The organism is Modestobacter excelsi (assembly GCF_005930495.1).
Taxonomy (GTDB): domain Bacteria; phylum Actinomycetota; class Actinomycetes; order Mycobacteriales; family Geodermatophilaceae; genus Modestobacter; species Modestobacter excelsi.
The window spans coordinates 19,436-45,713 of sequence record NZ_SJEX01000038.1 but is presented as its reverse complement, the minus strand read 5'-3'; the positions used below and the strand labels follow the sequence as shown (position 1 = coordinate 45,713).

Annotated in this window: 25 protein-coding genes, 4 tRNA genes and 1 pseudogene; 13 read left to right on the top strand and 17 right to left on the bottom strand. The window is 74.1% G+C overall.

Going from position 1 to position 26,278, the window contains the following annotated elements; all coding sequences use genetic code 11:
- From FHL80_RS13755 to FHL80_RS13720, 8 genes are all read left to right on the top strand, one after another.
- Positions 1–914 (top strand): Rossmann-like and DUF2520 domain-containing protein (locus FHL80_RS13755; RefSeq protein ID WP_439331093.1); only part of this gene is annotated, 914 nt, incomplete at its 5' end.
- Positions 911–1,753, top strand: coding sequence for a pantoate--beta-alanine ligase (panC, locus tag FHL80_RS13750; RefSeq protein WP_138733958.1), 843 nt, complete (start codon positions 911–913; stop codon positions 1,751–1,753). The genes FHL80_RS13755 and panC, both read left to right, overlap by 4 nt.
- Entirely contained in the window at positions 1,750–2,256 is a 507-nt protein-coding gene (panD, locus tag FHL80_RS13745; RefSeq protein WP_138733957.1) for an aspartate 1-decarboxylase, read from the top strand. Before panC ends, panD begins: the two co-directional genes overlap by 4 nt.
- On the top strand, positions 2,253–3,923 hold the full coding sequence (locus FHL80_RS13740; protein ID WP_138733956.1) for an L-aspartate oxidase: 1,671 nt from the start codon (positions 2,253–2,255) through the stop codon (positions 3,921–3,923). The genes panD and FHL80_RS13740 overlap by 4 nt, the downstream gene beginning before the upstream one ends.
- Before the next feature lie 70 nt (positions 3,924–3,993).
- Positions 3,994–4,929, top strand: coding sequence for a carboxylating nicotinate-nucleotide diphosphorylase (gene nadC, locus FHL80_RS13735; protein WP_138733955.1), 936 nt, complete (start codon positions 3,994–3,996; stop codon positions 4,927–4,929).
- A 3-nt stretch (positions 4,930–4,932) separates the two neighbouring features.
- On the top strand, positions 4,933–5,745 hold the full coding sequence (locus tag FHL80_RS13730; RefSeq protein WP_138733954.1) for a type III pantothenate kinase: 813 nt from the start codon (positions 4,933–4,935) through the stop codon (positions 5,743–5,745).
- Positions 5,746–5,755: 10 nt separating this feature from the next.
- Positions 5,756–7,351, top strand: coding sequence for a lysine--tRNA ligase (lysS, locus tag FHL80_RS13725; protein WP_246078665.1), 1,596 nt, complete (start codon positions 5,756–5,758; stop codon positions 7,349–7,351).
- Between the two features lie 140 nt (positions 7,352–7,491).
- The gene (locus FHL80_RS13720) at positions 7,492–7,845 is read left to right on the top strand and encodes a histone-like nucleoid-structuring protein Lsr2 (protein WP_026847317.1); all 354 of its coding nucleotides are present in this window, start codon (positions 7,492–7,494) and stop codon (positions 7,843–7,845) included.
- A gap of 61 nt (positions 7,846–7,906) precedes the next feature.
- Here FHL80_RS13720 and rplA read toward each other — a convergent pair whose 3' ends face one another.
- From rplA to FHL80_RS13695, 5 genes are all read right to left on the bottom strand, one after another.
- On the bottom strand, positions 7,907–8,626 hold the full coding sequence (rplA, locus tag FHL80_RS13715) for a 50S ribosomal protein L1 (protein WP_138733953.1): 720 nt from the start codon (positions 8,624–8,626) through the stop codon (positions 7,907–7,909).
- 136 nt (positions 8,627–8,762) lie between these two features.
- Positions 8,763–9,191, bottom strand: a complete 429-nt coding sequence (gene rplK / locus FHL80_RS13710) for a 50S ribosomal protein L11 (protein WP_138733952.1) — start codon at positions 9,189–9,191, stop codon at positions 8,763–8,765.
- Positions 9,192–9,300: 109 nt separating this feature from the next.
- Positions 9,301–10,197 (bottom strand): transcription termination/antitermination protein NusG, encoded by an 897-nt coding sequence (gene nusG, locus FHL80_RS26735; RefSeq protein WP_138733951.1) that lies wholly within the window; start codon positions 10,195–10,197, stop codon positions 9,301–9,303.
- 44 nt (positions 10,198–10,241) lie between these two features.
- Complete coding sequence (gene secE / locus FHL80_RS13700) at positions 10,242–10,727, bottom strand: preprotein translocase subunit SecE (protein ID WP_138733950.1); 486 nt, start codon at positions 10,725–10,727, stop codon at positions 10,242–10,244.
- A gap of 32 nt (positions 10,728–10,759) precedes the next feature.
- Positions 10,760–10,835 (bottom strand) — tRNA-Trp (locus tag FHL80_RS13695).
- Positions 10,836–11,036: 201 nt separating this feature from the next.
- Between FHL80_RS13695 and FHL80_RS13690 the strand changes: the two genes are divergently transcribed.
- Entirely contained in the window at positions 11,037–12,314 is a 1,278-nt protein-coding gene (locus FHL80_RS13690) for a pyridoxal phosphate-dependent aminotransferase (protein ID WP_216870705.1), read from the top strand.
- A gap of 11 nt (positions 12,315–12,325) precedes the next feature.
- Here the strand turns inward: FHL80_RS13690 and FHL80_RS13685 are convergent, their stop codons facing one another.
- The 9 genes and pseudogenes from FHL80_RS13685 to FHL80_RS13645 form a co-directional block, all read right to left on the bottom strand.
- The gene (locus FHL80_RS13685) at positions 12,326–13,735 is read right to left on the bottom strand and encodes a gluzincin family metallopeptidase (RefSeq protein WP_138733949.1); all 1,410 of its coding nucleotides are present in this window, start codon (positions 13,733–13,735) and stop codon (positions 12,326–12,328) included.
- Positions 13,736–13,755: 20 nt separating this feature from the next.
- The gene (locus FHL80_RS13680; protein ID WP_138733948.1) at positions 13,756–14,178 is read right to left on the bottom strand and encodes a MaoC family dehydratase; all 423 of its coding nucleotides are present in this window, start codon (positions 14,176–14,178) and stop codon (positions 13,756–13,758) included.
- Positions 14,175–14,621 (bottom strand): MaoC family dehydratase N-terminal domain-containing protein, encoded by a 447-nt coding sequence (locus FHL80_RS13675; protein ID WP_138733947.1) that lies wholly within the window; start codon positions 14,619–14,621, stop codon positions 14,175–14,177. The genes FHL80_RS13680 and FHL80_RS13675 overlap by 4 nt, the downstream gene beginning before the upstream one ends.
- Before the next feature lie 32 nt (positions 14,622–14,653).
- A complete protein-coding gene (rpmG, locus tag FHL80_RS13670; RefSeq protein ID WP_026844873.1) occupies positions 14,654–14,818 on the bottom strand; it encodes a 50S ribosomal protein L33 in 165 nt (54 codons plus the stop codon).
- 117 nt (positions 14,819–14,935) lie between these two features.
- A tRNA-Met gene (locus FHL80_RS13665) sits at positions 14,936–15,009 on the bottom strand.
- Between the two features lie 50 nt (positions 15,010–15,059).
- A tRNA-Thr gene (locus FHL80_RS13660) sits at positions 15,060–15,132 on the bottom strand.
- A gap of 165 nt (positions 15,133–15,297) precedes the next feature.
- Positions 15,298–16,682, bottom strand: a pseudogene (locus FHL80_RS26265) (putative bifunctional diguanylate cyclase/phosphodiesterase).
- 1,618 nt (positions 16,683–18,300) lie between these two features.
- Complete coding sequence (locus tag FHL80_RS13650) at positions 18,301–20,319, bottom strand: hypothetical protein (protein WP_138733946.1); 2,019 nt, start codon at positions 20,317–20,319, stop codon at positions 18,301–18,303.
- A complete protein-coding gene (locus FHL80_RS13645; protein WP_138733945.1) occupies positions 20,316–20,597 on the bottom strand; it encodes a WXG100 family type VII secretion target in 282 nt (93 codons plus the stop codon). The genes FHL80_RS13650 and FHL80_RS13645 overlap by 4 nt, the downstream gene beginning before the upstream one ends.
- A gap of 163 nt (positions 20,598–20,760) precedes the next feature.
- On the opposite strand from FHL80_RS13645, the gene FHL80_RS13640 reads away from it, so the two are divergent.
- On the top strand, positions 20,761–21,201 hold the full coding sequence (locus tag FHL80_RS13640) for a pilus assembly protein TadG-related protein (RefSeq protein ID WP_138733944.1): 441 nt from the start codon (positions 20,761–20,763) through the stop codon (positions 21,199–21,201).
- A 64-nt stretch (positions 21,202–21,265) separates the two neighbouring features.
- On the opposite strand, the gene FHL80_RS13635 is transcribed toward FHL80_RS13640, so the two are convergent.
- Positions 21,266–21,347, bottom strand: a tRNA-Tyr gene (locus tag FHL80_RS13635).
- A 94-nt stretch (positions 21,348–21,441) separates the two neighbouring features.
- On the opposite strand from FHL80_RS13635, the gene FHL80_RS13630 reads away from it, so the two are divergent.
- Complete coding sequence (locus FHL80_RS13630) at positions 21,442–21,933, top strand: YajQ family cyclic di-GMP-binding protein (protein ID WP_138733943.1); 492 nt, start codon at positions 21,442–21,444, stop codon at positions 21,931–21,933.
- A gap of 692 nt (positions 21,934–22,625) precedes the next feature.
- Here FHL80_RS13630 and FHL80_RS13620 read toward each other — a convergent pair.
- Both FHL80_RS13620 and FHL80_RS13615 read right to left on the bottom strand, forming a co-directional pair.
- The gene (locus FHL80_RS13620; protein WP_138733942.1) at positions 22,626–23,069 is read right to left on the bottom strand and encodes a MerR family transcriptional regulator; all 444 of its coding nucleotides are present in this window, start codon (positions 23,067–23,069) and stop codon (positions 22,626–22,628) included.
- A 55-nt stretch (positions 23,070–23,124) separates the two neighbouring features.
- Positions 23,125–23,484: an ArsR/SmtB family transcription factor gene (locus FHL80_RS13615; protein WP_138733941.1), complete on the bottom strand. Its 360-nt coding sequence runs from the start codon at positions 23,482–23,484 to the stop codon at positions 23,125–23,127.
- A gap of 99 nt (positions 23,485–23,583) precedes the next feature.
- On the opposite strand from FHL80_RS13615, the gene FHL80_RS13610 reads away from it, so the two are divergent.
- Positions 23,584–24,996, top strand: a complete 1,413-nt coding sequence (locus tag FHL80_RS13610; protein ID WP_138733940.1) for an FAD-dependent oxidoreductase — start codon at positions 23,584–23,586, stop codon at positions 24,994–24,996.
- Complete coding sequence (locus FHL80_RS13605) at positions 24,993–26,222, top strand: MFS transporter (RefSeq protein ID WP_246078664.1); 1,230 nt, start codon at positions 24,993–24,995, stop codon at positions 26,220–26,222. Before FHL80_RS13610 ends, FHL80_RS13605 begins: the two co-directional genes overlap by 4 nt.
- Positions 26,223–26,278: the final 56 nt, after the last annotated feature.

Genomic DNA, 26,278 nt, shown 5'->3' with positions numbered 1-26,278 from the left:
CCCCCGGACTGCTGCCGGCTGACGAGGCCCCCGCCCGGCTCCGGGTCGGCGTCGTGGGAGCCGGACGGGTCGGTGCCGTCCTCGGTGCCGCGCTCGCCGCCGCCGGCCACGACGTGGTCGCCGCCTCAGGCCTGTCCGCCGCCTCGTCCGAGCGTGCCGCCCGGCTGCTGCCCGGCGTCCCGCTGCTGCCCGCCGACGAGGTGGTCGCCGCGAGTGACCTCGTCGTCCTGGCCGTGCCGGACGACATCCTCGCCGGCCTCGTTGCCGGTCTGGCCGAGACCGGTGCCTGGCGCCGCGGCCAGCTGCTCTTCCACACCTCCGGCGCGCACGGCCTGACCGTGCTGGCACCGGCCGAGCGGGCCGGGGTCCTCTCGCTGGCGCTGCACCCGGCGATGACCTTCTCCGGCGGGCCCGAGGACCTGCACCGGGTGGTGGCCGCCCCCTTCGGTGTCACCAGCCGCCCGGAGCACCGCCCGGTCGCCGAGACGCTGGTCCTGGAGATGGGCGGGGAGCCGTTCTGGGTGGCGGAGGCCGACCGCGGCCTCTACCACGCCGCCCTGGTCACCGGCGCCAACCACCTGGTCACCCTGGTCGCCGAGGCCGCGGACCTGCTGCGCACCGCCGGCGTCACCGACCCGGCCCGGGTGCTGACCCCGCTGCTCACCGCCGCGCTGGACAACGGGCTCCGTCGCGGCGACCGCGGCCTCACCGGGCCGGTCAGCCGCGGCGACGTCGGCACCGTCGCCCAGCACCTGCAGACGCTCACCGAGCGGGCGCCGTCCTCCGTGGACGCCTATGTCGCGCTGGCCCGGCGCACGACCGAGCGGGCGCTGGCCGCCGGCCGGCTCAAGCGGCACGAGGGCGCACCGCTGCTCGACCTGCTCGACGGCTCGGCCGAGGAGGCTGCGCGATGAGCCCGCAGGTGGCGGAGACCACCGCCCACCTGCGCAAGCTCCGCGACGAGCTGCCGGCCCCGGTCGTGCTGGTGCCCACCATGGGCGCGCTGCACGAGGGGCACCGGACCCTGGTCCGGGCGGCAGGGGCCCTGGGCGGCAGCGTGGTGGTCTCGGTGTTCGTCAACCCCACCCAGTTCGCCCCGGGCGAGGACTTCGACCGTTACCCGCGCACCTGGGACGCCGACCTCGCCGCGCTCGCGGAGGAGGGCGCCGACCTGGTGTTCCACCCCCCGGTGCAGGAGGTCTACCCGCCCGGCTCGGCCGGCGTGACCGTGCAGCCGGGTCCGCTCGGGGACGTGCTGGAGGGCGCCGTCCGCCCCGGGCACTTCACCGGCGTGCTCACCGTGGTGGCGAAGCTCCTCGGCCTCGTGCGCCCGGACGTCGCCGTCTTCGGGGAGAAGGACTACCAGCAGCTGACCCTCGTCCGGGCCATGGCCCGGGAGCTGGCGCTCGGTGTCGAGGTGGTCGGCGTGCCGACCGTCCGCGAGGCCGACGGCATGGCGCTGTCCAGCCGCAACCGCTACCTCAGCGCGGAGCAGCGCACCGCCGCCGCGGCGATCTCCGCCGCGCTGCGGGCCGGTGCGGCCGCCGGGTCGGACGGGCCGGACGCCGTCCTGGCCGCCGCCCGGTCCGTGCTGGCCGCCGCACCCGCCCTCGTGCCGGACTACCTCGAGCTCACCGACCCCGACCTCGGCCCCGCGCCGGGCGCCGGACCCGCCCGCCTGCTGGTCGCCGCCCGCGCCGGCAGCACCCGGCTCATCGACAACACCGCGATCGACCTGGGGGACCCCCGATGATGCGCACCATGCTCAAGAGCAAGATCCACCGGGCCACGGTGACCCAGGCCGACCTGCACTACGTCGGCTCGGTGACCATCGACGAGGACCTGCTGGACGCCGCAGACCTGCTGCCCGGCGAGCAGGTGGCGATCGTCGACGTCACGAACGGTGCCCGGCTGGAGACCTACGTGATCCCCGGGGAGCGGGGCACCGGGGTCATCGGCATCAACGGCGCCGCCGCGCACCTGGTGCACCCCGGCGACCTGGTCATCCTGATCAGCTACGGGCAGATGGACGAGTCCGAGGCGAAGAGCCACCTCCCCCGGGTGGTGCACGTCGACGCCGACAACCGCATCGTCGAGCTCGGCGGTGACCCCTCCGCCCCGGTGCCCGGTGCCACGGACCACCAACGGAGTCCGCTCGCGGTCGATGGTCTCCGGCCCCGTCCCGGGTTCCCTCGCGAGCTGGCGAGCGGAGGGCAGGACGGGGTCCTTCCTCCGCTGGGCGTACCGGTCCGTTGACCGGGTCGGCGGTCGCCCGGGCCACCGGGCTGCCGTTGCGGCTGCGGGCACCGGCACCCGGCTGGGAGCTGTCCGCGGACGTCTGCGTCGTCGGGTCCGGCGTCGCCGGGCTCTGCGTGGCCCTGCACGCCCGGGCGGCGGGGCTGTCGGTCGCCGTCGTCACCAAGGTCGAGGTCGACGACGGCTCGACCCGCTGGGCGCAGGGCGGGATCGCCGCCGTCCTCAGCGCGACCGACACCCCGGCGGCGCACGCCCGGGACACCGAGGTCGCCGGGGTCGGGCTGTGCGACCCGGCGGCGGTGCGGGCCCTGGTCACCGAGGGGCCGGACCGGCTGCACCAGCTGATCAACTGGGGGGCGGCTTTCGACCGCGACGGCGCCGGTCACCTGCTGCTCACCCGCGAGGGCGGGCACTCCACCGACCGGATCGTGCACGCCGGCGGCGACGCCACCGGCGCTGAGGTGCAGCGCGCCCTCCGGGACGCCGTCGCCGCAGACCCCGGGACCACCTTGATCGAGCACGCGATGGTGCTCGACGTCGTCCGGGACGTCACCGGCCGGGTCGCCGGCGTCACCCTGCACGTGCTCGGCGAGGGCAGCGCCGACGGCGTCGGGGCGGTGCGCGCGCGGGCCGTCGTGCTGGCCACCGGCGGGATGGGCCAGGTGTACGCCGCCACCACCAACCCGGCGGTCTCCACGGGCGACGGCGTCGCGCTCGGGCTGCGGGCCGGTGCGGTCGCCACCGACCTCGAGTTCGTCCAGTTCCACCCCACCGCCCTGTACCTCGGGCCGGGCGCGCGCGGACAGCAGCCGCTGGTCTCCGAGGCGCTGCGGGGGGAGGGTGCCGTGCTCCGCGACGCCGCCGGCGAGCGGTTCATGGTCGGCACCCACCCGCTGGCCGAGCTGGCGCCGCGCGACGTGGTGGCCAAGGCGATCACCCGGGTGCAGCTGCGCGACGGCGTCGACCACGTGGAGCTCGACGCCCGCGGGGTCCCCGGGCTGGCCACGCGGTTCCCGACCATCGTGGCCCGCTGCCGCGAGGCCGGCATCGACCCGACGACAGCTCTGGTCCCGGTCACCCCGGCCGCGCACTACGCCTCCGGCGGGCTGGCCACCGACCTGTCCGGCCGCACCACGGTGCCCGGGCTCTACGCCTGCGGCGAGGTGGCCTGCACCGGCGTGCACGGTGCCAACCGGCTGGCGTCCAACTCGCTGCTCGAGGGGCTGGTCTTCGCCGGGCGGATCGGCGAGGCACTGGCCCGGGAGCTGCCGGTGCCCGCACCCGCCGAGCGGGTCGACGCCCGTCCGGAGGCGCTCGTCGACGCCGCGGCCCGCGCCGGCCTCACCGGCACGATGTCCGCGCGGGTGGGGGCGCTGCGCAGCGGCACCGGGCTGGCGGAGGCCGCCGGGCGGCTGGCCGCGCTGGGGGAGCGGACCACCGCCGTCCCCGGGGTGCCCGGCTGGGAGACCACCGACCTGCTCACCGTCGCGACCGCGATCACCGCCGCGGCGGCCGCACGCGAGGAGACCCGCGGCTGCCACTGGCGGGAGGACCACCCCGAGGCGGAGGAGGAGTGGCGCGTGCACCTGGACGTCCGGCTGGACGGCGACGGCGAGGTGGCGCTGACCCGCCGCCCCGTGGGGGAAGCCGTGGAGGTGTCCTGGTGAGCGAGCATCGCAGCGAGCGCCAGCGAGCGAGGAGCGGGACGAACCACCGAGCGGAGCGAGGCATGACGCGGTGAGCGAGCCCGTGACGAGGGCGCTGCCCACCGACCCGACCGACCTGACCGGCACGGGCCTGACCGCCGGCTGGGTCGACGAGCTGGTCGAGCGCACCCTCACGGAGGACCTCACCGGCGGCGCCCCACTGCCGCGCGAGCCCGACGTCGCGGTCAGCTACGACGTCACCAGCGCGGCCACCGTGCCCGGCGCGCAGTACGGCACGGCTGACCTCGTCGCCCGCGCCGACGGGGTGGTCGCCGGCCTGCCCGTGGCCGCCCGCGTCTTCACCCGGCTGGCCCCGGGCGCCGCGCTGACCGCCGGCGCGACCGACGGTGACCGGGTGCGCCGCGGGGACGTGCTGCTCACCGTCCGCGGCCCGGTGCGGGCGCTGCTGGCCGCCGAGCGCAGCGCGCTGAACATCGCCAGCCGGGCCAGCGGCATCGCCACGCACACCCGCGCCTGGGCCGACGCGGTGGCCGGCACCGGCGCCGTGGTCCTGGACACCCGCAAGACGACCCCGGGCCTGCGCCCGCTGGAGAAGTACGCGGTGCGCTGCGGCAGGGGGTCGAACAAGCGGATGGGGCTCTACGACGTCGCGATGGTCAAGGACAACCACGTGGCGGCCGCCGGCTCGGTGGCCGCGGCGGTCGCGCTGGTCCGCGAGCGCGCACCGCGGATCACCGTGCAGGTCGAGTGCGACACGATCGAGCAGGTCGGCGAGGCGGTGGACGCCGGCGCGGACTTCCTGCTGCTGGACAACATGACCCCCGACCAGCTGCGGGCGGTGGTCGCGCTGGTGGGGGACCTCGACGTGGAGCTCGAGGCCACCGGCGGGCTGACCCTCGACCTGGCCCGGGAGGTCGCCGACACCGGGGTGGACTTCCTCTCCGTCGGCGCGCTCACCCACTCCTCGCCGGTCCTCGACCTCGCCCTCGACCTGCGGGAGGAGTGAGCGGTGCTGCTCGCGGTGGACGTCGGCAACAGCCAGACCGTGCTGGCCACCTTCGACGGTGACCGGCGGGTCGGCTGCTGGCGGGTCACCACGCACGCACGGGCCACCTCCGACGAGCTGCACATGCTCTGGCGCGCGCTGCTCCGGGACACCGAGGTCACCGGCGTGGCGGTCTGCTCCACCGTGCCTGCGCTGCTGCCGGCGCTGCGCCAGCTGCTGGACCGGCTCGCCGTCCCGGTCACCCTGATCGGCCCGGGCGTGCGCACCGGCGTCCCGCTGCACGTGGACAACCCGCGGGAGGTCGGCGCGGACCGGGTGGTCACCGCGCTGGCCGCGCACGAGCTGTTCGGGAAGCGACCCGACGGGCACGGGCGGCCGGTCGTCGTCGTCGACTTCGGCACCTCGACCAACGTGGACGCCGTGGGACCGGACGGGCAGTTCCTCGGCGGGGCACTGGCACCCGGACTCGAGGTGAGCCTGGAGGCGCTGGCGAACCGGGCGGCCCAGCTGCGTTCGGTCGAGCTGACCGTGCCGACCCACGCCATCGGCAAGAACACCGTCGCAGCGCTGCAGTCGGGTGTGGTGCTGGGCTTCGCCGGCCTGGTCGACGGGCTGGTCGCGCGGATCGCCGCGGAGCTCATCGCCCAGTTCGGCGCGTCGCCGGTGGTCGTGGCCACCGGCGGGCTGCACCCGCTGGTGGTGGACAGCTGCCGGTCGATCGGCGAGCGTGAGCCCGATCTCACCGTGCACGGCCTGCGGCTGGCCTTCGAGCGCCACCAGGCCAGCGGTGGGGGGACGCCGTCGTCCCGCCCGTAGGCTCGTCGCCGTGAGTGAGGAAGCACGTCCGTCCGACGACAGCCCCGGGAGCACCGCGGCGAGGAACGAGCGAGGAGCGGATCGGGGCGCGGGGTCGGACCAGGGCCCCGGCCAGGTCGCAGCACCCGAGGACGAGCTGCCCGAGCAGCTGCGGGTCCGGCGGGCAAAGCTCGACCGGCTCCGCGAGTCCGGGATCGACCCGTACCCCGTCGTCGTGGCCCGCACCGCGAGCCTCACCGACGTGCGCGCCGAGCACCCCGACCTCGAGCCGGACACCATGACCGGCGAGCAGGTGGGCGTCACCGGCCGGGTCATCTTCTCCCGCAACACCGGCAAGCTCTGCTTCGCGACGCTGCGCGAGGGCGACACCGAGCTGCAGGTCATGCTCTCCCGCGACCGGGTGGGGGAGGAGGCGCTCGCGGCCTGGAAGGCCGACGTCGACCTCGGCGACCACGTCCTCGTCACCGGTGAGGTCGGGACGTCGCGACGCGGTGAGCTGTCGGTCTTCGCCGACTCCTGGGAGCTCGCGGCCAAGGCGCTGCGCCCGCTGCCGGTCGCGCACAAGCCGATGAGCGAGGAACTGCGGGTCCGCCGCCGGTACGTCGACCTCATCGTGCGCGACGAGGCGCGGCGGACCGTCCAGGAACGGGCGGCGGTGATGAGCTCGTTGCGCGCGGGGCTCACCGGTCGCGGGTTCCTCGAGGTCGAGACGCCGATGTTGCAGACGGTGCACGGCGGCGCTGCCGCGCGACCGTTCCGCACGCACATGAACGCCTTCGACCTCGACCTGTACCTGCGCATCGCACCGGAGTTGTTCCTCAAGCGCTGCATCGTCGGCGGGCTGGACCGCGTGTTCGAGATCAATCGCAACTTCCGCAACGAGGGCGCTGACTCCTCGCACTCGCCGGAGTTCGCGATGCTCGAGTTCTATGCCGCGTACGGCGATTACTCCGACGGCGCCCGGATCACCCGTGAGCTCGTCCAGGAATGCTGTGCGGCCCTGTTCGGCGACCACGTGGCGCGTCATCACGACGGCACGGAACTGGACCTCTCCGGAGAGTGGCCGCAGATCCCGCTCTACACCGCGGTGTCGGAGGCGGTGGGGGAGGAGGTCACCCCGCAGACCCCGGTCGAGCAGTTGCGCGCCCTCGCCGCCGCCCACGACGTCGGCGTCGACCCGGCCTGGCTGCCCGGCAAGGTGGTCGAGGAGGTCTTCGAGGCGCTGGTCCAGCACACGCTGCAGTCGCCGACGTTCGTCATCGACTACCCGCTGGACACCTCGCCGCTCACCCGGGCACACCGGTCCCAGCCGGGCCTGGCCGAGAAGTGGGACCTGTACATCGGCGGCATCGAACGCGGCACCGGCTACTCCGAGCTCGTGGACCCGGTGGCCCAGCGGGAGCGGTTCACCCAGCAGGCGCTGCTCGCCGCCGCCGGCGACCCCGAGGCGATGGTCCTCGACGAGGACTTCCTGGAGGCCCTCGAGTACGGCATGCCGCCGACCGCCGGTGTCGGGATGGGCATCGACAGGCTGATGATGACGCTCACCGGATTGGGCATCAGGGAGACGATCCTGTTCCCCCTCGTTCGTCCGCTGCACCAATAGGTCACCTGTTCGGGGTCATTCCGGCGAGCAATTGCGCGGACATTGGTGTCAACGCACGCAGGTGTGGTGGAATGGGTTGTCGATCACGGGGCGGTAATACGACAGTCCACATGCCCGGCGCAACAGGAAGCAGCAGACAAATGGCACGCAAGGTCCAGGTCATCCTGAGCGACGACCTCGATGACAGCATCTCCGCTGACGAGACCGTCTCCTTCGCCCTCGACGGGACGACGTACGAGATCGACCTCTCCGAGAAGAACGCCAACGAGATGCGCGACGTGCTCGGCAAGTACGTCTCGGCCGCGCGCAAGGTCAGCAGCCGCGGTACCCGCGCCTCCGGTGCGGGCCGTTCCCGGGCGACCGGCGGCGGTGGCCGGATGGACCGCGAGCAGGCCGGCGCCATCCGCGAGTGGGCCCGCAAGAACGGCCACGAGGTGAGCGACCGCGGCCGCATCCCGGCCAGCGTCGTCGAGGCCTTCGAAGCCGCCCACTAACGGGCTGCCTGCAGGGCCCCTCCGCGAGCTTCGCGAGTGGTGGGGGGCAGGGGGCGTTCCGTCAGACGGCGGGCTCGTCCACCAGCAGGTTGCGGGTGCGGTTCGGGTCGACCGGGATGCCCGGGCCCATGGTGGTCGAGACGGTGACCTTCTTGACGTACCGGCCCTTGGCGGCCGACGGCTTGGCGCGGAGCACCTCGTCGAGCGCGGCGGCGTAGTTCTCCACCAGCTTGGCCTCGTCGAAGGAGGTCTTGCCGATCACCAGGTGCAGGTTGGCCTGCTTGTCGACGCGGAAGTTGATCTTCCCGCCCTTGATGTCGTTGACGGCCTTGGTGACGTCGGGGGTCACGGTGCCGGTCTTCGGGTTCGGCATCAGGCCACGGGGGCCGAGGATGCGGGCGATCCGGCCGACCTTGGCCATCTGGTCGGGCGTCGCGATCGCGGCGTCGAAGTCCAGGAAGCCGCCCTGGATCCGCTCGATCAGGTCGTCGGAGCCCACGACGTCGGCGCCGGCGGCCTCGGCCTGGGCGGCCTTGTCACCGGTCGCGAAGACGATGACGCGGGCGGTCTTGCCGGTGCCGTGCGGCAGGTTGACCGTGCCGCGGACCATCTGGTCGGCCTTGCGGGGGTCGACCCCGAGGCGGATCGCGACCTCGACGGTGGCGTCGTACGTGGTGGTCGAGGTCTGCTTGGCGAGGCCGGCGGCCTGCAGCGGGCTGTAGAGCGTGCCGTCGTCGACGAGCTCGGCGACCTTGCGGTAGTTCTTGCCGTGCTTGGCCATGGTGGTGCTCCCTTCCCCGGGACGGGGTCGTGTGGTGAACGGGCCTGGCCGGCCCTCCCACGAATGAGTTACTGGAACGGCCTCGGTGCAGGGCCCCGGCTCGAGCGGAGCGAGGGCTGGGGGGCACCGAGGTCCTTCATCGGACCGTGATGCCCATCGACCGGGCGGTGCCGGCGATGATCTTCTCGGCCTGCTCGAGGTCGTTGGCGTTGAGGTCGGCCATCTTGGTCTGGGCGATCTCCCGGACCTGGTCACGGGTGACGGTGGCGACCTTGGTCTTGTGCGGCTCGCCCGAGCCCTTCTCCACCCCGGCGGCCTTGAGCAGCATGCGCGCTGCCGGCGGCGTCTTGGTGACGAAGGTGAACGACCGGTCCTCGAAGACCGAGATCTCGACCGGGATGACGTTGCCGCGCTGCGACTCGGTCGCAGCGTTGTATGCCTTGCAGAACTCCATGATGTTCACGCCGTGCTGACCGAGGGCCGGGCCCACGGGCGGCGCAGGGGTGGCCGCGCCGGCGTTGATCTGGAGCTTGATGACCGCGGTCAACCGCTTCCTGGGGGGCATGACTTCCTTCTTGGTGACTGGATGGAACGGCGTGAGAGTGACTGGAACGGCCCGGTCGCAGGGCCCCGCCGCGAGCTTGCGAGTGGTGGGGGGCGACCGGGTCCTTCGGCTAGATCTTGGTGACCTGCGTGAACGACAGCTCGACCGGTGTCTCGCGGCCGAAGATGGAGACGAGGACCTGGAGCTTCTGCTGCTCGGGGTTGATCTCGTTGATGGTGGCCGGCAGCGTCGCGAACGGGCCGTCCATGACGGTGACGGACTCGCCGACCTCGAACTCGACGACGGTGGTCGCGGAGGCGGCGGGTGCGGCCTCGGCGGCCGCGGCCGGCTTCTCGGTGACCGCCGGCACCAGCAGGTTGACGACCTCGTCGATGCTCAGCGGGGAGGGCTTGGAGGTGGCGCCGACGAAGCCGGTGACGCCGGGGGTGTTGCGCACCGCGCCCCACGACTCGTCGTTGAGGTCCATCCGGACCAGCAGGTACCCGGGCAGCTTCTTGCGGTTGACCTGGGTCCGCTTGCCGTTCTTGATCTCGGTGACCTCCTCGGTGGGCACCTCGATCTGGAAGATGTAGTCCTCCATGTCCAGCGACGTGATCCGGGACTCGAGGTTGGTCTTCACCTTGTTCTCGTAGCCCGCGTAGGAGTGGATCACGTACCAGTCGCCGAACTGGCTGCGCAGCGTCGAGCGCAGCGCCTCGGCCGGGTCCTCGTCGTGCTCGGCGGCGGCCTCGAGGGTCTCGGTGACCAGCGGGTCGTGGTCGGGCGCCGGCTCGGCGAGCGGGTCACCGACGAGGCTGTCCTGGCTGCCGGTCTCGACGACGGGGGTCACGTCGGCGACCCCGCTGGCGGTGTCCTGGTCGGCGGTGTCGCTGGAGCCCTCGGCGGAGCCGGTCTCGCCGGCGCCCGTCTCGAGGTCGACGCTGCCGCGGACGTCCGCACGCGCGTCGTCGAGGTCGATGCCCTCGACCGCGCTGTCGGTCTCGAAGGGCTCGCGGGGGTCCGTCACTGGGTCTCTTCCTTGTCGGGTGCGGTGCAGGCCAGGGTGCGGGGTCAGCCGAAGACGGCGAGCACGCCCTGGGCGAAGGCGATGTCGAGGCCGGCTACCAGCGCGACCATGACCGCGACGAAGACGATCACCACGGTCGTGTAGGTGATCAGCTCCTTGCGGCCGGGCCAGATGACCTTGCGGAGCTCGGCGACGACCTCGCGGAGGAACCGGCCGATGCTGCGCTTGTCGCGCAGCTCGGCGGCGCGGGCCCGCTCGGCGTCGGCGCGGGACCGGGTGCCCTCGCCGGCGCGGGTGACCCCGGTGGACCGGTTGGCCGGCCGGTCCGAGGTGCTGCGCTGCCGGCGACGCGTGGGTGTGGCGACGACCTTGTCCTCGTCGGACTCGGCCTCGTCGGCGAGCTCGGCCTCGGCGGCCTCGAGCTCGGCGGCGTCCTCGACCCCGGGGGTCTCGGCGTCGATCTGCTCAGCGGTCAGCTCGTCGTCGGCGCGGGCGCCGTCGTCCGGCCCGCCGTCCTTCTCCTCGCTCACAGCGCCTCGTTCCTCGGTCGTCGGTCAGGTGGTGGCAGGGGTGACAGGACTTGAACCTGCAGCCTGCGGTTTTGGAGACCGCTGCTCTGCCAATTGAGCTACACCCCTAGGGGACGCCGGGCCGCGTCACGGCGCGACCGAGCTCCTCGAGAGGAGCCCCGGGGCACGCCGGTGGCGGGGTCCCACTGGCCCCAGGTCGTCGAGTGTACGGGACCGCCGGGAGCGACGGCCAACACGGCAGGTGAGCCCCCTCCCACGAGGGCCCGATCCCGCAGGACCGGCGCGCCCGGGTCTGACACGATCGCCGCCATGACCACCGCCCCCGTGCCGGACTCCCCGGTCCCGGTCCCGCCACCGGGCCCGCCACCGGGCCCGGTCCGGCCGGCCGAGCGCCGCGTGTCCCGGCGGGTCGCTGCGATCACCCCGTCGGCGACGCTGGCCGTGGACGCCCGCGCCAAGGCGCTGCGGGCCGCCGGCTCCCCCGTCATCGGCTTCGCCGCGGGTGAGCCCGACTTCCCGTCGCCGCCGCACGTCGTCGTCGCGGCGGTGGCCGCCGCCCAGGACCCGGCGAACCACCGGTACTCCCCGGCGGGTGGGCTGCCCGCGCTCAAGGAGGCGATCGTCGCCAAGACGCTGCGCGACTCCGGGCTCTCCGCCCGCCCGGCCGACGTGCTGGTCACCAACGGCGGCAAGCAGGCGGTGCAGGAGGCCCTCGCCACGATGATCGACCCCGGCGACGAGGTGCTGCTGCCGACCCCGTACTGGACCACCTACCCGGAGGCCATCCGGCTGGCCGGCGGGGTGCCGGTGCCCGTGGTCGCCGACGAGGCCAGCGGGTACCTGGTCTCGGTGGGCCAGCTGGAGGCCGCCCGCACCCCGCGCACCCGGCTGCTGGTGTTCTGCTCCCCGGCCAACCCCACCGGAGCGGTGCACCCGGCGGAGGAGGTCTCCGAGATCGGTCACTGGGCCCTCGACACCGGGCTGTGGGTGCTGACCGACGAGATCTACGAGCACCTCGTCTACGGCGGGGCCACCGCACCGTCGCTGCCTGCGCTGGTGCCCGAGCTGCAGCCCCGCTGCGTCGTCGTCAACGGCGTCGCGAAGACCTATGCGATGACCGGCTGGCGGGTGGGCTGGCTGCTCGGACCCGCCGACGTCGTCGCGGCCGCCACCGCCCTGCAGTCGCACTCCACGTCCAACGTCGCCAACGTCTCCCAGCTGGCCGCCGTCGCGGCGCTCACCGGCGAGCAGTCCGGCGTCGCCACCATGCGCGCGGCCTTCGACCGCCGCCGGCAGACGATGGTGGGGATGCTCCGGGAGATCCCGGGGATCGCGTGCCCCGAGCCGCAGGGCGCCTTCTACGCCTACCCGTCGGTGAAGGCGCTGCTCGGTCGGCCGATCGCCGGGCGCACCGTGCACACCAGCGTCGAGCTTGCCGAGCTGCTGCTGGAGGAGGCGCAGGTCGCCGTCGTCCCCGGTGAGGCGTTCGGGACCCCCGGCTACCTGCGGCTGTCCTACTCCCTCGGCGACGACGACCTCGTCGAGGGCGTCTCCCGGATGCAGCGGCTGCTCGGCTCCGCCGGCTGAGCGCGACGCCGTCAGCGGGGCAGGTCCTCGGGGTCGAGCGCCCCGGCCTGCTGCAGCACGGCGAGCGCAGCCGGCAGGTCGGCCAGCGCCGTCCCGACGTCGGCCGGGGTCGCGATGGTCCAGGCCCGGGCGTCGACGTAGCAGCGCAGGGCCGCGTCGAAGGCCTCGGCGCCGGCCTGCTGGCGCGCGGTGAGCAGCGCGGCGGCGCCCTTGCCGTAGACCGCGGTGACGTAGCGGCGGTCGTCGGGGAAGGACGCCATCGAACCGCCGACGTCCCCGTCGGTGGCCAGCAGCCGGCTCACCCGGGCCGGGGGCGGGTCGCCGGTCACCGACTCCGCGTAGCTGGCGAACGCCTCGTCCAGCCACGGGTCGCGGAACTGGGAGTCACCGACCATGCCGTAGAACCACATGTGCGCGACCTCGTGCACCAGCACGGTCTCGTCCTCGCTCGCCAGCAGGATCGACGACGGGTACTCGATCCCGCCGCCGAAGTCCGGCAGCCACGGCACGGTGAGGGTCGCATAGGGGAACGCGCCGAAGCGGGCAGCGAGCTGCTCGATCGCCTGCCCCGTCGCCCGGGCCAGCCGGGCCGGGTCACGACCGGAACCGGGGAGCACCCCGGTGGTCACCCGGACGCCGGCCACCTCGGTCTCTGCGGTGACGAAGGAGCCCGCGGCCACGCTGACGTCCCGGGCGACCGGCTCGTGGGAGGTCCAGGTGCGCCTGCCGCCGCGCTCGCGGGTCGGTTCGTCCTGGTCACCGGTCATCAGCACGGTGAGCGCGGCCGGTGCGTCGACGGAGATGGTCGTGTCGCTGACGGGGCTGCTGGCGGTCTCGCCGAGGAGGGCCACGAACGGGTCGCGCGCCCAGCCCACCCCCGGCTCCCACGCCAGCAGCGGCGCGCCGCTGGCCCACCAGGAGACGCCCGCGGCGGTGCCCAGCCGCTCGAAGCCGCCACCGCCGAGCCGGAGCGTGAAGTCGAGCGCGACCTCGGTGGACTCCCCCGCGGCCAGCCGGTCGGCCAGGGTGACGACGTACAGCCCACCCGGGGCGGCCGCAGCCGCGCTCTCGTACCCGCTGCCGGCGACGTCCGCGCCGCGCACCCCGGTGACGGTCAGCTGGTTGCCCAGCGCGGTGGCGTCGGGCCCGTTGGGCACCAGCCGGAAGACGAGCTCCCCGGTCGGCAGGTCGGGGGTGAAGGCGACGGTCTCTGTGCCGGTCACCGTCCGCAGGTCGTCGTCGAGGCGGAAGGCGAGGTCGACGGCGGGCCGGTCGGGGTCGGGCGCGGCGCGCTCGCCGGGGCAGCTCCCGGCACCGGTGTCCGGCGCGGCGCTGGTCGGGGCGGGGAACGCCTCCGGCCCGGTCGCGCCGCAGCCGGCGGTGAGCAGCAGTGCGGCCAGGACGACCGGGGCCCGGCGCATCCTCGCCCCCGCCCGCCGGGTCAGCTCAGCGCGACGACGGCGCGGGCCAGGGACAGCACCTTGTCCCCGTTGCTGGTGACGGTCAGGTCGACGCGCACCCGGCCGTCCTCCCCCACCGCCGCGACCCGCCCGCGGACGGTCAGCTCGGCACCCGACCCGTCGTCCGGGACGACGACCGGGCGGGAGAACCGCACCTGGTAGTCCACGACGGCCCCCGGGTCACCGGCCCAGCGGGTGACCGCGCGCACGGCGATCCCGGCGGTGAGCATGCCGTGGGCGATGACGTCGGGCAGACCCACCTCGCGGGCGACCCGCTCGTTCCAGTGGATGACGTTGAAGTCCCCGGAGGCACCTGCGTACCGGACCAGGTCCGCGCGGGTGACCCGGGAGGTCTGCTCGGGGAGCTCGGCGCCGACCTCGACGTCGGCCAGACGGCGGCTCACGCTCCGCCCCGGGCGACGAGCATCGAGCGGGTGGTGCAGACCGGTTCGCCGTCCTCGGTCGCGAGGTCCACCCGCGTGGTGAGCATGTCGTTGCCGGCGACGGTCCTCACCGCGTCGATGGTGGCGGTGGCGACCAGCCGGTCGCCGGCACCGATGGGCCGGTGGTGGGTGAACCGCTGCTCCCCGTGGACGACCCGGCTGTAGTCGATGGCGACGTCGGGGTCCTCCACCACGACGTTGCCCGCACCGAGGCTCAGCACGATGGCGAACGTCGGCGGGGCGATGACGTCGGGGTGACCGGCGGCGCGGGCGGCCGCCGGGTCGAGGTACACCGGGTCGGGGTCGCCCAGGGCCGCGGCGAACTCGGCGATCTTCTCGCGCCCGACCTCGTACACGGCAGAGGGCGGGTAGCTGCGCCCGACCAGTCCTGCGTCCAGCGCCATGCTCCCGCCCTCTCGCCTCGCGACCGCTGGGATCAGCGCGTCTCGCGGTGGACCGTGTGCCGACGGTCGGTCGGGCAGTACTTCTTGAGCTCGATCCGGTCGGGGTCGTTCCGACGGTTCTTGCGGGTGATGTAGTTGCGGTTCTTGCACTCCTGGCAGGCCAGGGTGATCTTCGGACGGACGTCTGTGGCTGCCATGAGCGCTGTCCTCGCCTTGTTCTGTGTGTCGAGAGTGCCTCGACGTGCTGGGTGCTGCTCGTGCGCGGCGGGTGCCGCACACGACGACGGACCCCGCTCGCGGGGTCCGTCCGGGGGTAGCGGTGACCGGACTTGAACCGGTGACACAGCGATTATGAGCCGCTTGCTCTACCAGGCTGAGCTACACCGCCGGGTGACCGGGCGGCCCGGTCTCTCGACTGGCCCGCTGGTCGTTCCTACGAGCCCCTTTACGGAATCGAACCGTAGACCTTCTCCTTACCATGGAGACGCTCTGCCGACTGAGCTAAAGGGGCGTTGCTCGGGAGCGGAGGAGACTCTACCAAGCCGTTCTCGGCGACCGGCGGACCCCCTCGGACCGTGCCCGACGACTGTAACAGCCGCTCGGTGACGCCCTGGAGCGGCCCCGCGTCAGGGCCCCGCCACGAGCTCGGGAGTGGTGGGGGACGCGGGGTCCTTCGTCAGGTCCGGACGAACAGCCGGCGGTGCCTGGCTCCCGGTGCGGCACTGCGGACGCCGGTCCTGGCCAGCAGCCAGCCCTCCAGCCGGTCCTCCGGCAGCGGCCGGCTGACCAGGAACCCCTGCAGCTTGTCGCAGCCCATCTGGGCCAGCAGGTCGCGGGTCACCTCGTCCTCGACGCCCTCGGCGACCACCCGCAGCCCCAGGTTGTGCGCCAGCTCGACGATCGACCGGGCGATGAACGACTCGTTCTGGCTGGTGGACATGCCCAGCACGAACGACTTGTCGATCTTCAGCTCGTCGATCGGCAGCTGCCGGAGCTGGGACAGCGACGAGTAGCCGGTGCCGAAGTCGTCCATCGACAGCCGCAGCCCCAGCGCGTGCAGCTCGCCCAGCACGTTGCTGTTGCGGACGGTGTATCGACGACGCTGCCCTCGGTGAGCTCGAGGGTCAGCAGCTCGCCGGGGACCCCGTGGTGCCGCAGCGCCCCGCGCACCCGGGCGACCAGGTCGGGCTCGGACAGGCAGCGCGCGGAGAGGTTGACCGCCACGGAGATCGCGATGTCCTGGTCCAGCCAGCGGCGGCAGCGGTCCAGGGCGCGGTCCAGGACGTGGTCGGTCAACGGCCCGATCCGGCCGATCTGCTCGGCCAGGCTGATGAAGTCGTCCGGCGGGACGTCGCCGTAGCGCGGGTGCGCCCAGCGGACCAGCGTCTCCACCGAGACGATGTCGGCCGTCCGGGCGTCCACGATCGGCTGGAAGACGACGGTGATCTGCTCCTCCGCCATCGCCGTCTCCAGCTCGGTGCCGAGCTGCAGCCGGCGCAGGCTCTGCTGGTCCAGCACCGGGTGGTAGGTGGCGACCCCGCCGGAGCTGTGCGCGGCCAGCAGGGCGACGTCGGCCCGCTGGATGAGGGTCCCGGAGTCGGTGCCGTGCACCGGCGCGGCGGCCACACCGATGGTCAGCGACACCTCGAGGTCCAGCCCGGCGACCCGGGCGCGGGTGGAGGCCGCCTCGCGGAGCCGACGGGCGGCCCGCTCGGTGGCCGGCAGCGACAGCCCCGGCAGCAGGACGGCGAACTGGCCGCCCTCCATCCGGGCGACGACGGCCTGCGGTGGCGCGTGCTCCCTGAGCAGTCCGGCGGTGACCAGCAGCAGCTCGTCGCTGGCCGCGTGCCCGAGGGTGTCGGTGACGTTGGTGTAGCCGTCCAGCGTCGCGAGGACCAGCCCCGCCCGGGCGGTCGCCGGCTCGGCGACCAGCACGGCGTCGATCTCGACCGCGAGCCGCTGACGGTTGGGCAGCCCGGTCAGCCGGTCGTGGTCGCCGTCGTGCCGGATCTGGCTCAGCAGCTGCTGCTGCCGGATCGCCGCGTTGACGTGGGTGAGCATCGAGTCCAGGGCGCCCCGGTCGCCCGGGTCGAAGGTGACCACGTCACTGCGCCGGTCGCAGACCTCGAGGTAGCCGGGCTCACCCGCGGCGGTCGTCACCGGGGCACCGAGCACCTCACGGGCACCCCGGCGGACCAGTGCGGCGAGCTCGGCACCGTCGGCCCGGGCGGCCGAGGAGAGCACCGGGCCCCCGCAGTCGGGGGCCAGCGCACGACGGCGGAGCAGGTCGTCGGGGTCTCCGGGGCCGTCGTACCACCCCAGCTCACCGTCGGCAGCGTCGACGACCAGCTGTGGGCCCTCGTCGAGGTAGGGCGGCAGCCACAGCGCCACCCGGTCGGCGTTGAGCAGTTCGCGCACCGCGTTCACGATCTCCCGGGTGCCCGCCTCGTCGGGCGTGACGAGCTCGACCCGGCGGGCGAAGTCGTAGACCCGCTGGACGGTGCGCCGCTCGCGGACGGCGTGCGTGGACTGCCGGAAGATCGCCACCACACCGATCACCAGCGGGACGATGAGCGCCCAGGCCCAGGGCGTCTCCCAGGTCAGCAGCAGCGCGATGACGCCGACGATCACGCTCATCGGCGCCACGACCAGCGCCGGCACGGCGGACAGGACCATCTGCCGCCCGGGCCAGCCGTCACTGAGGCTGATCGCCGCGCAGGTCAGCAGCATCCCCACCACGGTGGCGGCCACCAGGGCGAACACCAGGCACAGCCAGGTCAGCGGGTCGTCGAGGTCCAGTTCAGGCAGCAGCGAGAGCACGAGCAGCGCCGTGCAGACCTCGACGACCGAGTTGGCCGCGTTGAACGCCACCTTCGGCAGCGGAAGCGACTGACGGGCGCCGATGAGCACCATGACGGCCACCCGCACCACCGCGGTCCAGACGCCACCCACCTCGACGAGACCGACCACCATGGCGACCTCGGACGGCGAGATGGCGAAGGTCTGCCGACGGAACTCGAGGTCCAGCTGGACCGACTCCGTCAGGACGAACGCGACGAGCACCGCGACGACCGCCCAGTACGGGGGCGTGGACCAAGCCCCGGGCAGCGTGGGCACGGCGAAGACGAGGGCCACGACGCCGCCGAGGAGCGCGATCGTCCAAGGCCGCCGGAGGAACGGAGTCCCCAGTTGCTCGGGGACCATGGGCTCGGCCAAGGTGGGCCTGTCTGTCAGGGGGGCGGTCAGGCCGAAGGTAACAGCGCCCAGCCCCGCCCGGCAGCAGGCTCACCCCTCAGGGGGTGATCCCGGTCATGCCTCGACGAACGTCCCGGCCCGACGGGCCGGGCAGGCGGTCAGCGGTTCCACTTCCAGCCGCGGTTCCACTTCCAACCCCGGTCGGCAGCAGCGGAACGCGTGGTCGAGACGGAGCTGAGGGTGGACATGACGCCTCCTGAGGGCATGACGGACTGCGGGGAGTCGCGGCAGCCGCCCACGCGGGGGCAGAGCGTCGTCCGGCACAGACCGCAGCCAGGAGACTGCAGCGGGTCACCCACACGAGGCAAGCGTTGACACGCACGGGTGAAGTGATCTTCGTCGTGTCGTCACTCTGCGCAACCATCAGCCGAGCAGTTCTGCCGACAGAGTGACGGAACCCGCTGATCCACCCGGTCGAGCAACATCATCCACCCCGCCGCGGCCGCGACGACAGATCGGGCAGCGGCATGTCGCGGAGCTGGTCGAGCTGCGACTCGCTGGGGGCGACGAGCCTGCCCAGCAGGTCGGCCGTCCGCTCGAACCCGGCCCGGGCGGCCGCACCGGAGGGGAGGAACGCGCCGGGCGCCACGTCCGGCCCGAGGACAGCACCCGCGAAGTCCACCGCGTCCTCGGCCGTGCGCACCCGACCGGTGTCCGGCCCGATCTCGACGTCGCCGTCCACGTCGAGGAGGTCGGCCACCGGGGCCTCGATCACGTCCAGCAGCTCACCGGCCCGGCCCGACACCAGCGACAGCGGCTGGCTGACACCCAGCTCCCACAGCATCTGGGCGTCCACCGCTCGGCTCTGCGTGTGGCCCCAGGCCAGCGCGTACCGCAGCCGCTCGCCGTACTCGAGCACGGCCACGTGCGCGCCGGCGACCTCGGCGGCGGAGGCCCCCGCGGCACCGGCCTGCAGTGCGGTCCCGACCGCCGCGGTGACCTGGCTCGCCGACCCGGCGTCGGTGACCAGGTAGCCGAGCCCGCGGAGCGCGGTGTCGTCCCGGGCGTCGAGGGCTCCCCCGGCGACCGCTGCGCCGAGCACCGGCAGCAGCACGCCCGGCTGACCGGCGACCAGGTCGGTCACGCCGCCGCGGACCTGCGCCAGGGCACCGGTGTCGTCCAGCACCCGCCCGGTGCCGTCGCGGCCCAGCCCCGCACCCAGCGCGAGCAGCGCAGCCCGCGCGGCGCGACCGGCCTCCGGCCCGGACGCCGCCAGCTCGACCACGGCCCTGAGGGGATCGGCGCCCGCCGGCCAGGGGCGGGACAGCAGCGTGGTCCAGGCGACCGGGTCGTCGAGCAGAAGGGCCGCGGACCCCGCGTCGCCGGAGCGGGCCAGCACCGTCAGCGACGCCTCGACCGGGTCGGGCAGCAGGCCGCCCCGGGTGCCGGCCGCTCCGGCCCGTGCTCCCCGGGCGGTCTCCCGGTCCAGCAGCTGACGACCCCAGACGGCGGGCAGCGCCGACCCGGCCCCCGGCGCTGCCAGGACCAGCCCCATGGCCACCGCCTGGTCGTCGGCGGCACCGTCCGGGTCGTCGGGGCTCAGGTGCACCGCGTCGAGGACCTCACCGGCCGGGCCGTCGAGGCTGCCGGGACCGCCGAGCGCGCCGGCCAGCAGACCGGCCAACGGCTCCTCCTCCCCCGTGCCGGCCAGCCCGGCGAGCACGGACAGCAGCCAGGTGACGCCGTCGGCTCCGAGCCGACCGACCAGCGCGTCGGCGAAGCCGGGCACCGAGGCGTAGGGCCGCCAGCGCTGCACCGCCGTCGTCAGCCCCTCCGCGGTGCCGGGACGGGTGAGCTGGTCGGCGGCCTCCTCGCCCAGCGCGGCGAGGGCCCCCGCTCCCCAGCCGGGCAGCTGCACGGCGAGCCGGACGGTGACCGCCGCGGTGCCCCCGGGCCGGCCGGTGCCCCCGAACGGCCGGGTGGCACCAGCGAGCACCGCAGCGGCCACCGCGGCGTCCTCGGCGAGCAGCTCCAGCAGCGCCCGGTGCTCCACGCCGCGGCCGGCGTCCTCGTCCGCCACGGCCCGGGCCAGGGCCACCGCCTCGGCGGGCGTCGCCGCGCTCCCGCTCTCCAGCGGGATGCCGACCAGCGCGGCCAACCGGGCACCGGCGTCGGCGAACCGGGAGCGCTGGTCGTCCCGCAGGGTCATCACCCGGGCGAGCACGGTCAGCCAGAGCTCGTGGTGGTCGGCGAGCCGGCTGGCGGCCGCGGCCACGGCCTCGTGCAGGTCGGCGGCGACGGCCCGCGCGGCGACCACCTCGGCTGCGGCGACGGTGGCATCGGCACCCTGCCAGCCGCTCAGCACGCCCGCGGGCTGCAGCAGGTACACCGTCAGGCCTGCGGCGTACGCCGCCGAGGTCAGCTGGTCGACCACCGAGCCGAGGGCGTCGGGGGAACCGGGCGGCGCGGGCAGCGCGACCGGGGGCGGGAGCGGGACGGTCACCCCGGGACACCCCGGCCGGGCACCGGCAGCAGCCGCCCGTCCAACCCGAGCCAGGAGTCCGCCGCAGCGGTCACCGCCTCCCCCAGCCAGGTCAGCTCGCCGGCCAGGCAGCGGCCGGTGGTGCGGGCGGTCTCGCAGAACCCGGCCACCGCCGGGCCGAGCGGCCCGCCGACCGGGTCGTCGGCCGGCGTGGTGCCCACCCGGGCCGCCTGGACCGCCGCCCCGTCGAGCACGCCGGCCAGCGCGTACAGCTGCGCGGGGACCACCTCGATCGTCATGCCGGCCAGTCTGCTGGCCGGGCACGGGCCAGGACGGCGTCGTCCACAGCCCCTGTGCCGACTACACGGAGACCCGGCCGCGTCGTCCACATCGTCCACAGGCGCTGTCCACAACCGGTGGACAACCGTGCCGACCGGCCGCCGCGCCCTCTACGCTCCCCGCGTGCGACCGGACAGCCAGCAGCTCACCGACCCCGAGGCCGGGTCGACGCTGCCGTTCGTGCTGGTCTGCTGGCTGGTCGCCGCACTGATGGTGCTCGGTGCCATCGCCGCCTCGGACGCGTTCCTGGAGCAGCAGGAGGTCCAGTCGGCCTGCGACGGCGCGGCGCTGGCGGCGGCGAACGAGGCCGACGCGGCAGCCGTCTACGCCCAGGGTGCGGGCGCCCACCTGCCGCTGACCCGGTCGACCGCCGAGGCCGCGGTCGCCGACCAGCTCGCCGACGCCGGGGTGCAGCTGGACGCGTGGTCGGCGCAGACCGACGGGGCCGAGGTGACCGTGCGGTGCACGCGCTCGGTGCACATCGCCTTCGACTGGCTGTTCCTGGGCGGGCGGCCGCTGGACCGCACGGCGGTGGCCAGCGCCCGCGCGCCGACCGTCGGCTGAACCGGCGGGCCCCGGCAACGAGGACGGCCCCCGACCGTGAGGTCGGGGGCCGTCGCACCGGGTGTGGCGGGTGAAGGATTCGAACCTTCGTAGGCTAAGCCGACGGATTTACAGTCCGCTCCCATTGGCCACTCGGGCAACCCGCCGCCGTGCTGGTGCCGGATGAGCCTACAAGACGGTGGACGGCGGTCGGGGAGGTCCCCGGCGAGCCCGCTCCACGGCGCGAGAGAGGAGACAGTCATGGCCGATGCGTCGTTCGACGTCGTCAGCAAGGTCGACCGCCAGGAGGTCGACAACGCGCTGAACCAGGCGGGCAAGGAGCTCTCGCAGCGCTTCGACTTCCGCGGGGTCAACGCGACCATCACCTGGGCCGGCGAGGAGGCGGTCAGCCTGCAGGCCGACACCGAGGAGCGGGTCGCCGCCGCGCTCGAGGTCTTCAAGGAGAAGCTGGTCAAGCGCGGCATCTCGATGAAGGCGCTGGACGCCGACGAGCCGCAGTCCTCGGGCAAGGTCTACAAGATCTCCGCCACCATCAAGCAGGGGATCGCCTCGGACAAGGCCAAGGAGATCGCCAAGGCGATCCGCGACGAGGGCCCCAAGGGCGTGCAGGCGCAGATCCAGGGCGACCAGCTCCGGGTCAGCGGCAAGAAGCGCGACGACCTGCAGGCGGTCCAGCAGCTGCTCAAGGGCAAGGACTTCGAGATCGCCCTGCAGTTCGACAACTACCGCTGACCCGGATGCTCCCGCAGGTCAGAGCTCGTCAGCTCTGACCAGTCCGCACACAGTCCGCACGAGCGCCGAGCGCGGCGGCCATCAGGCCGCCCGCTCCGGCGCCCGTGGGGCAGAGGTGGGCGCAGACGCTCGACGTGCGCCCAGGACCGGCGCCGGCGAGGGTCGCCTGCGACCGCCGGGCACGACCATCCTGGCCGGGTGCGGAGTCCCGCCCCCTCGGATCCCGCTCCCCCACGGCCGGCGGTCGATCGCGCCGCGATCGTCTGCGAGCAAGGGCACCCGGTGGACCAACGAGCAGCCGCTGTTCCACCTGGTCTTCGGCTGCCTCTGCGACCGCACCATCGCCGGCCTGCAGCGTCGGCTGCAGCGTGAGTCCGAGTCCGCCCTCCGGCGAGGGATACCCTTCCCGACGAGCTGGGATCCGTACTCCCAGGCGCGGATGACGTTGGCCGAGGTCCACCGGTACCCGAACCTCCACTTCGAGCACCACCGCCGCCGGCTCAGCCTGTCGAAGGTCTGCTGACCCACCGATCAGCAGCGTGATGCGTCCGACCCGACCGGCAGGGACGGCCATCCCTGCCGGTCGGTCACCGTCCCGACGATGGCCGTCCTCGGTACGGAGTCGGAGCTGCTCGCTCAGCAGCAACCGCTGCTGCACTCGCAGTCGGTGCAGTCCGGGTCGCAGGGACACGTCAGCTGGAGCATGCGCACTCACCTCCCTCCTCCTCCGGTGGGCACCAGGTGCCGGGCGTGGGGTCGGGGCACTCGGCCTGCGGCAGGGCGGCGGCCATGGCGGCCATCTCCGCGCGCAGGGCGGTGAGCTGAGCGATCTGGGCGTCGACGTCGGCCAGACGACGGCGGAGCAGTTCCCCCGCCGGCTCGCACGGGCATCGCCCGGTGTCCCGGACGGCGAGCAGGTGGCCGATGTCGACCAGTCGGAGTCCCAGCCGCTGCGAACCCTGGATGAACTGCAGCCGGTCGACAGCGCTCACCTCGTAGTCCCGGTAGCCCCCCGGCGTCCGCTTCGGCGGGGGCAGCAGTCCGACCCGCTCGTAGTAGCGGACCGTGTCCGTCGGTACGCCGACGGCCCGGGCCAGCTCGGCGATCCGGAGTCCGCGCGCGGCCGTCGTCGTCATGCGGACCACCCTGCACCTTGGACCCGGGTCCAAGGTCAAGCATCTCCATGACGGATCAGGAGCAGCAGGCGTCGGCACCCTCGGGGGTCAGCGCGGCGATCGTGGCCAGGGCCTTCACCGGCCCCGCGAGTGCCTCACAGCAGAGCGCGTAGACGTTGCTGCGCCCCTTGGGTGTGATGGTCACGAGCCCCTGCTCGCGGAGCGGGGCGAGATGGTGGCTGACCAGCGTCTGGCTCATGCCTGCCGCGTCGGTGAGCTCGCGGACGGTGCGTGGCCCTTCTGCCAGCAGCAGGACCAGGTGCAGACGGTTGGGGTCGGACAGCGCCTTGAGCTGGGGAGCGAGCAACCGGGCACGATCCGCGGGAGAGGTCAGCTCGTCGACGTCGAGCAGTCGCACGTCCAGGTCCTGGCGCATGACGACATCATGTCACACGTCCATTGCTATCAACAGTCGATGTTGTTAACGTGCGTGGACGTTGGACGATCGCCTGACGAACGAGGACGTGAGCACACGATGAGCGCGTACGCGACGGACCATCTGCCGGTCGTGGTGATCGGCGCCGGCCCGGTGGGGCTGGCGGCCGCAGCCCACCTGCTCGAGCGGGGCCTGGAGCCACTGGTCCTGGAGGCCGGGGACCAGCCGGCGGCCGCGGTGCGGTCGTGGGGCCACGTGCGGCTGTTCTCGCCGTGGGAGTACGACGTCGACCCCGCTGCCGCCCGCCTGCTGGAGCCGACCGGCTGGCAGTCCCCGGAGCCAGCCGAGCTGCCCACCGGCGCCGAGCTGGTCGAGCGCTACCTGGCTCCGCTCGCCACCACCCCGCAGCTGACCGGACGCATCCACACCGGCACCCGGGTGGTCGCGGTGTCCCGGGTCGGGGTGGACAAGACCCGCACCGTCGGCCGTGAGGGCCGCGCCTACCTGGTGCGCACCGTCGCCGACGGCCGGGTCGAGGACGTGACGGCACGCGCGGTCATCGACGCCTCGGGGACCTGGGGCCAGCCCAACCCGCTGGGCACCGCGGGGCTGCCTGCGGTCGGGGAGCAGGGGGCCAGCCCGTGGCTGGTCGGGCCGCTGCCCGACGTGCTGGGCACCGACCGGGCCCGGTTCGCCGGCAAGCACACCCTGGTGGTCGGCATGGGCCACTCCGCGGCCAACACCCTCCTCGCGTTGGTCGAACTGCAGCGCGCCGAGCCGGGCACCCGGATCAGCTGGGCCATCCGCGGCCGCTCCCCGGCCCGGCTGTACGGCGGCGGCGACTCCGACGGCCTGCCCGCCCGCGGCCTGCTCGGGTCGACGCTGAAGGCCGCAGTGCAGGCCGGGCACGTCGAGTTGCACCGCGAGGTGACGCTGACCGAGCTGACCCCGGCCGACGGCGGGCAGCTGCAGGTGACCGGCACCGGCCGCGACGGGGAGCCCCTGACGCTGACCGTGGACACCGTCGCCGCAGCCACCGGCTCCCGCCCGGACCTGGACGTGCTGCGGGAGGTCCGGCTCGACCTGGACCCCGGCGTCGAGGCACCCACCCGGCTCGCCCCGCTGATCGACCCCAACTCCCACTCCTGCGGCACGGTCCCGCCGCACGGGCACCGCGACCTCACCCACCCCGACGAGGGCTTCTACCTGGTCGGGATGAAGTCCTACGGCCGCGCCCCGACGTTCTTGCTGGCCACCGGCTACGAGCAGGTCCGCTCGATCGCCGCCGCCCTGGCCGGGGACACCGAGGCTGCGGACTCGGTGCAGCTGCACCTGCCGAGCACGGGCGTGTGCAGCACCGACCTCGGTGACCGCGAAGCTGCGGAGTCCTGTGGCGTCGGCTTCCCCACCGGCAGCGAGCACGGGTACTCGGCGCAGGAGCCCGCGGCGGCCGGCTGCTGCGGCGCGGCCCCGCAGCCGGTGACCATCGGAGCTCCCGCGTCGAACTGTTGACCGGGCAACCGGCCGGCGGGCCGGCAACGTCCAGCACTGCCGGGGCGGACGGCGTCCACCGTCCGCCGCGGCGGGTGCTGGCCGCGCTGTGCGTCACCGAGGTCGTCAGCTGGGGCGTCCTCTACTACGCCTTCCCGGTCGCGCTGGCCTCGATCACCGCCGACACCGGCTGGTCGGCGTCGGCCACCACCGCGGCGTTCTCCGGCGGGCTGGTGGTCTCCGCGCTGGCCGGGATCCCGGTCGGGCGGTGGCTGGACCGGTTCGGTCCGCGGCGGGTGATGACCGCCGGTTCCCTGCTGGCCGCGCCCGCCGCGGCGGCGATCGGGCTGGCGCCGAACCTGGCGTGGTTCGTCTCCGCATGGCTGGTCGCCGGCGTGGCGATGGCGGCGGTCTTCTACCAGGCCGGCTTCGCCGCGCTCACCCGCTGGTACGGGCCGGCCCGGGTGCGGGCGCTCACCACCCTGACACTGGTGGCCGGCCTGGCGAGCACGATCTTCGCGCCGCTGACCAGCCTGTTGCTGGACCACCTCAGCTGGCGGGCGACCTACCTGGCGCTGGCCGTCGTCCTGGCCCTGGTGACCGTCCCGCTGCACGCCCTGGCACTCACGCCGCCGTGGACGCCGGCACCGGAGCACGACCACCGCGACGACTCCCCCGCCCCGGTGCGGTCGATCGTGTCCAGCCCCGGCTTCCTGCTGCTGTCCGGAGCGCTCACCCTCACTGCGTTCGGCATGTACTCGGCCAGCCTGACGCTGATCCCACTGCTCACCGGGCGCGGCATGTCCGCCTCCCTGGCCGCCACGACCCTCGGGCTGCTGGGCGCCGGGCAGCTGCTGGGCCGGATCGGCTATGCGCCGCTGACCGCTCGGACCAGCCCCGCTGCCCGCACAGTCGCCATCGTGGCGGCGTCCGCGCTGGCGATCGCCCTGCTGGCCGTCGTCCCCGGCCCGGCCGTGCTGCTGGTCGGACTGGCCGTCTTCGCCGGGGCGGCGCGCGGGGCGGGCACGCTGCTCCAGGCCACCGTCGTCGCCGACCGGTGGGGCAGCGCCCGCTACGGCGCCCTGTCCGGCTGGTTCGCCGCACCCATCACGGGCGCGGCCGCCCTCGCCCCGTGGGCGGGCACGGCGCTCGCCGAGGCACTGGGCAGCTACCCGTCGATGTTCGTCGGCCTCGCCGTGCTCGTCGCGGTGGCGGCCGGCGCCGCCGCCTCGAGCTCCCGGCTCTGACCGGTCAGGCTGCCTGCCGGGTCGAGGGTCACCACCAGAGGACGCTGGGCTTGCCC